The organism is Kitasatospora sp. NPDC004799 (assembly GCF_040609095.1).
In the GTDB taxonomy this organism is placed as follows: Bacteria; Actinomycetota; Actinomycetes; order Streptomycetales; family Streptomycetaceae; genus Kitasatospora.
This window is the reverse complement of sequence record NZ_JBEXJK010000449.1, coordinates 1-6463: the sequence shown is the minus strand read 5'-3', so window position 1 is coordinate 6463 and position 6463 is coordinate 1. Positions and strand designations below refer to the sequence as shown.

General features: G+C 76.6%; 3 protein-coding genes. All 3 read right to left on the bottom strand.

Translation table 11 applies throughout. The annotated features are described in order from the left end of the window. Window positions 1-335: 335 nt before the first annotated feature. Window positions 336-3596 (bottom strand): error-prone DNA polymerase, encoded by a 3261-nt coding sequence (locus ABZW03_RS35105; RefSeq protein ID WP_355267725.1) that lies wholly within the window; start codon window positions 3594-3596, stop codon window positions 336-338. Between the two features lie 78 nt (window positions 3597-3674). Further along, a complete protein-coding gene (locus ABZW03_RS35100; RefSeq protein ID WP_355267722.1) occupies window positions 3675-5462 on the bottom strand; it encodes a DNA polymerase Y family protein in 1788 nt (595 codons plus the stop codon). A 1-nt stretch (window position 5463) separates the two neighbouring features. Then, window positions 5464-6189, bottom strand: coding sequence for a hypothetical protein (locus tag ABZW03_RS35095; protein WP_355267719.1), 726 nt, complete (start codon window positions 6187-6189; stop codon window positions 5464-5466). Between the last annotated feature and the right edge of the window lie 274 nt (window positions 6190-6463).

Sequence of the window (6463 nt, the reverse complement as noted above, 5' to 3'; positions counted from 1 at the left end):
GCCAGCACCAAGCCCGGAACAGCCACTACAAACGACGAGGCCACAGCCCGAAAACCGAAGCCTCATCACGCTAAGCACCGTTGCAGTACTAGGGCGTGTCTGACAGTTCGCGTTGGATCAGCGAGCGGCGTTGGGGTGCGTGCATCGCAAGGCGGAGGTGGGGGCACCTCCCGGCCGGAGGCTGGGGGCGGAGCCACTGCGGTGGGGGCACCTCCCGGCCGCCAGGCTGGGGGCCATTGGCGACCGACGACAACGCGGCGAGGTGCGTGCCCCGGCGTCGCGAGCCCAACTGGAACTGCCAGACACGCCCTGAACCTTCCATCGGCCCGCCCCGCTCAGAGGCCGATCCGGAGCGGGGTGAGCCGGGTGGCGATCAGGTTGGTGGCGCCCCGGTCCCGCTCGATGTGGCCGTGGACCAGCAGCCCGGCCCGGTCCAGGGCGGTGCGGCGCTGGGACTCCCAGACCGGGCGGTTGCAGATCACGTTGATCAGCCCGGTCTCGTCCTCCAGGCTGAGGAAGAGCACCCCGCCGGCCGTCGGCGGCCGCTGCCGGTGGGTGACCAGGCCGCCGACCACCACCGCCGTCCCCGGCGGCACGTCCGGGAGCCGGTCGGCGGGGAGGGCGCCGCCGCGCTCCAGCTGGGCGCGCAGGTGCTGCAGCGGGTGGCTGGTGGCGGAGGTCCCGGTGGCCCACAGGTCGGCGATGGTCTCCTCGACCGGGCTCATGCCGGGCAGTTCCGGCGCCTCGGTGCCGGGGGTGGTGCCGGGGATCAGCTCGGCCGAGACCCCGGCGAACGCCCCGGCCGCCCACAGTGCCTGACGGCGCGTCAGGCCGAATCGGTCGAAGGCGCCCGCCGTCGCCAGCGCCTCCAGGACGGGCCCGGGCAGGCCGGTGCGGCGGGCGAAGTCCTCCAGGTCGGCGTACGGCTGCCCGGCCACGATCGCCTCGGCCTGCGGGGTGCCGATGCCGCGCACCGTCTCCAGGCCCAGCCGGATCGCCGGCTGCGGACGTCCGGCGGTCAGCGGCGGCTTCGGGGTCGGCCCCCGGTACGGCTCCAGGGTGGGCCGCGCCCCGCTGGCGTTGACGTCCACCCCGCGCACCCGCACGCCGTGCCGCCGGACGTCCGCGACCAGGCTGAGCGGCGAGTAGAAGCCCATCGGCTGGTTGGCCAGCAGCGCGCAGGTGAAGGCCGCCGGGAAGTGGTGCTTCAGCCAGGCGCTGGCGTACACCAGGTAGGCGAAGCTGATCGCGTGGCTCTCCGGGAAGCCGTAGTTGGAGAAGGCCTCGATCTTGACGTAGACGTCCTCGGCCACCTCGGGCGGGATGCCGCGCTCGGCCATCCCGCCCAGCAGCCGCTCGCGCAGCCGGGCGACCCGCTCGTGCGAGCGCTTGGCGCCCATCGCCTGGCGCAGCCGGTCGGCCTCCGCGGGGGTGAACCCGGCGCAGTCGATGGCGAGTTGCATCATCTGCTCCTGGAACAGCGGCACCCCCAGGGTCTTGCCGAGCGCGTTCTCCATCAGCGGGTGCGGGCAGCCGGCCGGCTCCACCCCGGCGCGGCGGCGCAGGTACGGGTGGACGGAGCCGCCCTGGATCGGGCCGGGGCGGATCAGCGCGACCTCGACCACCAGGTCGTAGAAGTGGTCCGGCTTCAGCCGGGGCAGGGTCGCCATCTGCGCCCGGGACTCGACCTGGAACACGCCGACGGTGTCGGCCCGGCGCAGCATCGCGTACACACCCGGGTCGTCGTCCGGGATGGTGGCCAGGTCGTAGCGCAGGCCGTGGTGCTCCGCGACCAGGTCGCAGGCGTCGTGCAGCGCGGCGAGCATGCCGAGGCCGAGCAGGTCGATCTTCACCAGCCCGGCGCCGGCGGTGGACTCCTTGTCCCACTGGAGCACGGAGCGCCCGGGCATCCGGGCCCACTCGGTGGGGCAGATCTCGCCGATCGGCTCCCGGGTGAGCACCATGCCGCCCGAGTGGATGCCCAGGTGGCGGGGCAGGCCGTGGAGCTGGGTGGCGAGCTGGAGCACGTCGGCGGGGATGACGGCGTCCGCGCCGGGGGCGGAGCGGAAGTCGGTCTGCCGGCTGAACGCGTCCACCTGCCCCTGCGGGTAGCCGAGCACCCGGGCGGCGTCGCGGATCGCCAGCCGGGGCCGGTAGGTGATCACGTTGGCGACCTGGGCGGCGTGCTCGCGCCCGTAGCGGCGGTAGACGTACTGGATGACCTCCTCGCGGCGGCGGTTCTCGATGTCCAGGTCGATGTCGGGCGGCCCGTCCCGGGCGGTGGAGAGGAAGCGTTCGAACAGCAGCTTGTAGTGGATCGGGTCGACGGCGGTGATCCCGAGGGCGTAGCAGACCGCCGAGTTGGCGGCCGAGCCGCGGCCCTGGCACCAGATGTCCCGGCTGCGGCAGAAGTCCACGATGTCGTGCACGATCAGGAAGTAGCCGGCCAGGTCGAGGTCCTCGATCACGTCCAGCTCCCTGGCGAGCTGGCGGCGGGCCGCGGCGTTGCCGGGGCCGAAGCGGGCCGGGCCGCCGGCCGCGACCAGGGCGCGCAGGTGGCTGATCTCGGTCTCGCCCGCGGGGACGGGGAAGCCGGGCAGCTCCGGGTCCAGCCGGGCGAAGTCGAAGGCGCAGGCCCGGCCGAGTTCGGCGGTGGCCCGCTGCACCCCGGGGAACCGGGCCAGTCGGCCGGCCATCTCACGGCCCGAGCGCAGGTGCGCGGTGCCGGCCGCCCTGGTCCAGCCGACCGCGTCCTGGAGGGTGCGGCGCTCGTGCAGCGCGGCGAGGCTCTGCGCGAGGCGGCCCTGGGCGGGGCCGGCGTGGTGGGCGTTGGTGGAGGCGACGACGGGGAGCCGCGCCTTCGCCGCGAGGGCGGCGAGGGCGTCGTTGCGCCGGTCGTCGCCGGGCAGCCACTGGTCGATCAGCTCGACGTGGACGTTCTCCCGGCCGAACGCCTCGGTGAGGGTGCGCAGCCGGCGCTCGGCCTCGCCGTGGTCGGGGTCGCGCGCCCCGGTGAGGGCGGCGGGGACCCGTCCGAGGCGGCAGCCGGTGAGCACCGCCCAGTGGCCGCCGTGCGCGTCGGCGAGCGCCGCGAGGTCGTACACCGGGTTGCCCTTGGCGCCGCCGGCTAGCTGGGCGGCGGCGATCGCGGCGGAGAGCCGGCGGTAGCCGGCCGGGTCGCGGGCGAGGACCAGCAGGTGCTCCTCGGCGCCGCCGTCGCGGAGGGTCAGCTCGGCGCCGAAGGCGGTGGCCAGGCCGGTGCCCCGGGCCGCCTCGGCGAGCCGGACGGCGGCGTACAGGCCGTCGTGGTCGGTGACGGCGAGGGTCTCCACGCCCAGCCGGACCGCCTCGGTGACCAGTTCCTCCGGGTCGCTGGCGCCGTCCAGGAAGCTGAAGGCGGAGTGGACGTGCAGTTCGGCCCAGGGATCGGCGCTGTCGGTCCTGTCGGTCCTGTCGGCGCTGTCGGCGGGGGGCTCCCCGGCGGCGGAGTCCTCGGCGGGGCGGCGCAGCGGGACGACCGTACGGTCCGGCGCCGCGCCGGTCAGCCGGCGGTGCAGTTCGCTCCAGGGGAGGGTGGGGTGGCTGGTGAAGCCCATCGGGGGGTGCCTTCGTCGTTCTCGTGCTCGTCCTGCTCCCCCCTCCGGCCGCTCGCCTTCTTCCGGGTTCCGGGGCCGCTAGTCGTAGCCGGCCTCCAGGTACCAGGCACCCCCCTCCACGGTGAGCAGCAGCGCCCGGCCGTCGCCCACCACGACCTGGAACCGCGCCCGGCGCCGGGCCAGCGACTGGTCCCACCAGTGCTCGACCGCAGGCCAGGGCCCGGTCCAACCGTCCACCCGCTCCTCCCGGCCCCCGACCACGACCAGGGCCGGCCGGGCCGACACCCCCGCCCGGCCGTCCACCGTGACCGGCCGCCCGGCCCCGTCCAGCACCCGCACCGGCGCCGGCTCCCGCAGCACCACGGCGGGCCACACCTCCGGCAGCCGGCCCGGCCAGGGCGCGTCGGCCGGCACGGCCGCCCGGTACGGCTCGCCCCACGGCACCTTGACCACCTGCTCGCCCGGGCCGCGCCCGCCGGCCGGCTCGATCCGGCGCAGCCCGGCGTGCCCGAGCACCGCCTGCACCCGGGCGACCGCGCGCTCCACCCGGTCGTCCGCGACGGCCTGGCCCCACAGCGCGAGCTGGCGGCCCTGGTCCGGGGAGAGGCCGTCGGGGGCCAGCCGGAGGAGGGTGAAGCCCGTCCGGCCGTCGCCCGGGTCGCTATGCTGGTCGCTGTTCCGCCGGGCGCCGTTCGGGTCGCTGCTCGAAGCGCTACTTGAGGCGCTACTCGGGGCGCCGTTCGGGGCGCTGCTCGGGGCGCTGCTCGGGGCGCTCGCGAAGGTGCCCGCGCCCTGCCAGGCCTGGAGCTGCCAGCGGACCCGCTCGGCCAGCGCCGTCGCGGACAGCCGGCCCTCGTGCCGCCACAGCCGGGAGGCCGTCCGGCCGTCCGCGCAGGCCACCTCGACGGCCACCCGGCGGCAGGTCAGCCCGGCCCCGGCCAGCCGCTGGTGCAGCTGCTCGGCCAGCGCGCGGGCGACGAACACCAGCGGCTCGGCCAGCGGCTCCGGCGGGTCGAAGCGCTGCTCGACGGCGAGGTCCGGCTCCTCGTCGCGCGGCACCAGCGGGCGCGGCTGCAGGCCTCGGGCCAGCCGGTGCGCGACCGTCCCGGCCGGGCCGAAACGGTCCGCGACCGACTCGGCCGGCAGCGCGGCGAAGGCCCCGACGGTGGGCAGGCCGAGCCGCCCGAGCAGTTCGGCCAGCGCCTCGTCGCCCAGCGCGCCCACCGGGTACGGGGCGAGGAACTCCGCCGTCCGGCCGGCCGGGACCAGCACCCCGGCCCGGGCGGCGAGCACGGCGGCGAACAGGCCGTCGGCGACACCGACCCGGGCCTGCGGGGCGGCTGCCCGCCGCCCGTCGACGGCAGCCGGGCCGTCGACGGCAGCCGGACCGGGGACGGCAGCCGGGGCGGCGTCCGGGACCTTCCCGGGGGCGGCGTCCTGGGCCGCACCCGGGACGGCGTCCGGGAGGAGCGGCTGCCCGAGGGCGTCCGCCACCGCTCCGGCGACCTGGCCGGCCAGCGCCTCCTCCCCACCGAAGTAGCGGCCCGGGCCCTTCACCGGGATGGCGCACAGGCCCGGGCGGATCACCTCCACCCGGGGCGTGAACGCCTCCACCGCCGCGACCACCGGCTCGAAGCGGCGGGTCTCCGCCTCCGGGTCGCGGTCGCACAACGCCAGCTCCGGGCAGAGCCGCTGGGCCAGCTTGAGCCGCTGCCCCTGCCGCACCCCGGCCGCCCGGGCGCCCGCCGAGCAGGCGAGGATCCGCCCGCCCTCGGTCACCGCGACCGGGTCGTCGCCGGTGACGGCCACCACCGGCCAGTCCGGGCACCAGACCACCAGCACCCGGGGGGTTCTGTCGTCCGCCATCTCAGACCACCGCCGCCACGAGGGGCGCCGTCGGCTCCGCCGGTACGGCCATCGGCTGGGGCTGTTCCCGGAGCGGCTGTTCCTGGAACGACCGTTCTCGCTGCGACTGCTCCTGGAACGAGCGTTCTCGCTGCGGCCGTTCCCGGAGCGAGTGTTCCTGGAGCGGGCGTTCCTGGAGCGGGCGCACCGCGCCGTGCTCGTCCGGCAACCAGAGCCGGGCCGTCCGCCCGCGCACCGCCGAGCCGCGGCCCTCGGCCACCACCTCCACCTGCCGGCCGACGAGCTGCCCGTGGCCGTCGCCCAGCCCGAACCAGCGCCCGGAGCGCACCCCCAGCCGCAGGGCCGCGCCCGGCCACGGCCCGGCGACCAGCAGCACGCAGCCGCTGCGCCGCAGCACCGCCGCCAGCCGGGCGGCCAGCTTCGGCGGCACCGGCCCGTCCGGGCGCAGCATGATCAGCTCGACCGCGCCGGCCAGCACCGAGACCACCTCGGCCCAGTGCGGCCCCGGGTCGTCCGCGACCAGCAGGCGTCGCAGGTCCAGCCCGTACCCCTCGGCGGCGGCCAGCCCCAGGTCCGGCAGGCCGACCGCCGCGGCCCAGCCGCCCTCGGTCTCCTTCACCCCGGAGGCGAGCGCCAGCAGCAGTCCGGCGTCCCCGCCCGCCACCGACACCGCCGTCCCCCGGCGCAGCCCGGCGTCGGGCAGCACCTCCCGCAGCGCGGACGGCACCGGCAGCAGTCCTCGCCCCTCGCGTTCCCCCCGCTCCCCCGGCACGGCAGCCGGGGACGCCACCGGGCGGAGCACGGGGCGTGCGGGCCGCTCGGCGGTGGATTCGAAAACAGGTTCGAAAACGGACACAACCCCAGGATCGAACATTCGTTCGCAAAGATTCAAGTCCGACTCGACCACCCCACCCGTCACTCTCCGCACATCCCGCCCCGGCGTGACCCGGCTGGCCGAGGGCGTCTCCTCGTACAAGACCTTCATCTCGGCGCTGCTCGAC